The following is a 3,201-nucleotide window of genomic DNA, read 5'->3' on the forward strand; positions in this document are numbered from 1 at the left end:
CCTGGATAAACTGATAGCTGGTTAAGTAGGATGCAAGCATCTTAACCTCCTGGTCTATAACCGGTACTTGTATCCTCTCATGAGGAATCAGAATCTGATAGCGCCAGATGGTATGGGCATCGATATTATCGGTCTTGGAGTGTACCCCTAGGGACTTGGCAAAGTTATGGCTCTGCTTGGGATTTAGGATATAGGCCTTGATCTTATGCAGGTTACAGAATTCCCTAAGATTATCTGAGTAGATGCCGGTAGCCTCAAAGATGAGGACCAGGTTTTCAAGGTGCTTGTAATGTTTCTTTAGATAACGGTAAAAGCTCTTGAGTCCTTCTATGTTTTCAAATTCCAGACTTACCCTGCCATCATAGACAGACAGGGCTTTCTTTGACACATCAATTCCGATATAATACATGATAGAGAAACCTCCTGATTTATGATTAGGAGAGTTTGTGTGGGTCGCCCTTCTCATAACTTTTACTTGTGGTAACCCAAGCTGAAATCAGATTTAATCTGTTTCGCTTCTGATACTGTCCAAGATTGGAGAAGGACGGTCCATCTAACGATCGAGCTCACCTTAGCAGATGGCTCCTGTAGCTTGGCTGACCTTGCCTACTGCAAACTCTTCTGAGTATCATGATAGCATAATTTAATCATTTAATAGATATTGGTATAGTACAGTTAGCTGGTAGGTTATTATTAGTTTTCAGTTAAGACCATTAGATTTGGATTTTTAAATGATAATTCTTAATACTTAATAATGACTTATAACTCATCACTATATATTCTTCACGTTATACGGTATATATTACATGATATAGGCAATACACATTGCATATAACTAAAGTGTCATTGCGACCTGACCCTTAGCTAGCGTTAAGAGCAAGTGTGGCAATCTCATTCACTTATTCCCATATAAATGCTATACCATATACGCTATACTTTATACAGTATATTATATACTTACTTATAAAGTGGTCCAAAATTCCGACAGGCTCGAAAATCGGCACTTTCTAAATTATCTGTACCAAAGGCACTCCAGGCTTTGGGTCTGAAAATATTCTCTTCGGATACATTATGCATGGCAACTGGAATCCTTAATAAAGAAGCTAAGGTGATTAAATCTTTTCCAATATGCCCATAACTTATCGCTCCATGATTGGCACCCCAAAAATTCATTACAGAATAAACATCTTGAAAGGCTCCCTTTCCTGTAATTATGGGAGCAAACCAGGTAGTAGGCCAGGTGGGATCAGTCCTCTCTGTTAAAACATAGCTAATATCATCAGGTAACTCAACTGTATATCCTTCAGCAATTTGGAGTACAGGACCCAATCCTTTTATGAGATTAATACGAGACATAGTTACTGGCATTTCACCGCGAGTCCAGAAAGTGGAAGAATAACCCCCTCCCCTAAAATATTCTAAGCTGGCTGGACTCCAGCGAGTGTTTTCCAGACATGCCTTGATATCTTGTTCATTTATTTCCCAGAATTGTTTCATAACTGAGTGTCCATTTTCTTTCTGCTGACCAGTAGCGTCAAGGGAAGTAGCACCAGAATTAAGCAAGTGGATAACACCATTTTTTGCTCTTCCACTCAATTCTCTTCCGGTAACCCTTTTCACAGACTCAGGGCTCCAGAAAGTTCGCACATCTGAAAACATCTGTGCCCGATTGCTCAACAGGTGGTTCCATAACATAGCAATTCCATTCAGACAATCATTTTCTGTGGCAAATATGAATGGTTCACGAATACCATTCCAGTCAAAAGAAGTATTAAGTATGGTCTCGGTGAAATCTCCATTGGGAAAATGGTCAGTCCATTGTCTTTGTCCTTGAAATCCAGCGGCAATAGCATTATGTCCTTCGGATTCTTCCTGATAACCCATCTCTGCTAACTTTTTATTACCGATCATTAAATCTCGAGCAATTATGGTCATCTTAACCACTGTTTCCCATTCTTTTTCCTTTTGTTGCCGGGAGTGCCTTATCTTCTCCTTATTTCTATCTTCACCTTCCCGGCAATTTTCTTTTATCCAAGCTAGTGCTTCTTGATATTCCTCCTGATCATAGATTCCCTCGTTCATCCTGCGTATAAATTCTGACATATCTACAAATTCAGTACGCATCCCCAGATAATCTTTTAAAAATTCTGGATTTATGACTGAACCAGCAATACCCATAGATACACTGCCTAAAGAAAGATAAGATTTCCCCTTCATTAATGCCACTGCTAAGCCTGCCTTGACAAATTGTAATATCTTTCCTTTTACATCTTCTGGAATGCCTTCATCATTAGCATCCATTACTTCCTTTCCATAAATACCAAAAGCTGGCAATCCCAACTGATCATGACCAGCTAATGCTGCAGCTAAATAGACAGCACCAGGTCTTTCAGTTCCATTAAATCCCCAAATAGCCTTCGGTAAATAGGAATCCATATCAATGGTTTCCATCCCATAACACCAGCAAGGAGTAACACTAAGAGATACCCCTACATTGGAATGAGCAAATTTGTCCGCACATTTTGCTGCTTCTGCCACTCCACCAATAGTTGTATCAGCAATAATACATTCTACTGGTAAACCATTAGGATGACGTAAATGTGAACTTATTAAGTTAGCCGCTCTTTCGGCCATTTTCATAGTCTGCTCTTCTAAAGACTCCCGTACCCCCCTTCTTCTTCCATCTATAATTGGCCTTATCCCTACTCTAGGAAGTGCACCAATTAGCCTGTTTTTAAAACTCATTTTTTGGCTCCTCTCTATCTAATAATTGTAGTATAAAAACATGTTTTTAACTATACTAACCAGTAAGAAGGTGTTCTGTTAGTTTAGTAACAATTACACATCAAAATAAAAATGCTCTGTAACTACATCCATTAAGAAATAACACCCTTCTTTAAAATAATATTGGCATATAGTGACCTTTCTCCGGTTGCCACAATAGCATAAGCTTGAGCAGCTCTTTGATAAAATTGAAATCTTTCCAGAGTTTTAATACTATAATTTTCTTTTGATGCCTTAAAAATATTTTCGTAACACTGCCATATCTGGGGCTTGGCTCCCTTATCAGTATCCATATAAAATACATTATAAGCTTCATATTGATCCAGAGGTAGAAAAAATAAAATTGCCTCTAACAACGCTGGAATACTATGACCATCAGCTCTTACGGTTAAAGTGTCAGCAGTCTCCGCTGGATAA

At 38.7% G+C, this 3,201-nt stretch carries 3 protein-coding genes; all 3 read right to left on the reverse strand.

Annotation, left to right across the window (positions count from 1 at the left end):
• Window positions 1-466 (reverse strand): transposase (locus PHD84_10730; GenBank protein ID MDD5638270.1); only part of this gene is annotated, 466 nt, incomplete at its 3' end.
• A 491-nt stretch (window positions 467-957) separates the two neighbouring features.
• Window positions 958-2,745: an L-fucose isomerase gene (locus tag PHD84_10735; GenBank protein ID MDD5638271.1), complete on the reverse strand. Its 1,788-nt coding sequence runs from the start codon at window positions 2,743-2,745 to the stop codon at window positions 958-960.
• 131 nt (window positions 2,746-2,876) lie between these two features.
• Window positions 2,877-3,201 (reverse strand): RbsD/FucU domain-containing protein (locus tag PHD84_10740; protein MDD5638272.1); only part of this gene is annotated, 325 nt, incomplete at its 5' end.

The organism is Atribacterota bacterium (assembly GCA_028717805.1).
Lineage (GTDB): Bacteria > Atribacterota > Phoenicimicrobiia > Phoenicimicrobiales > Stramentimicrobiaceae > Stramentimicrobium.

What these genes read in the sequence shown, in the direction of transcription:
- PHD84_10735 (MDD5638271.1), bottom strand. Translation starts at nt 2,745, where the DNA reads ATGAGTTTTAAAAACAGGCTAATTGGTGCACTTCCTAGAGTAGGGATA.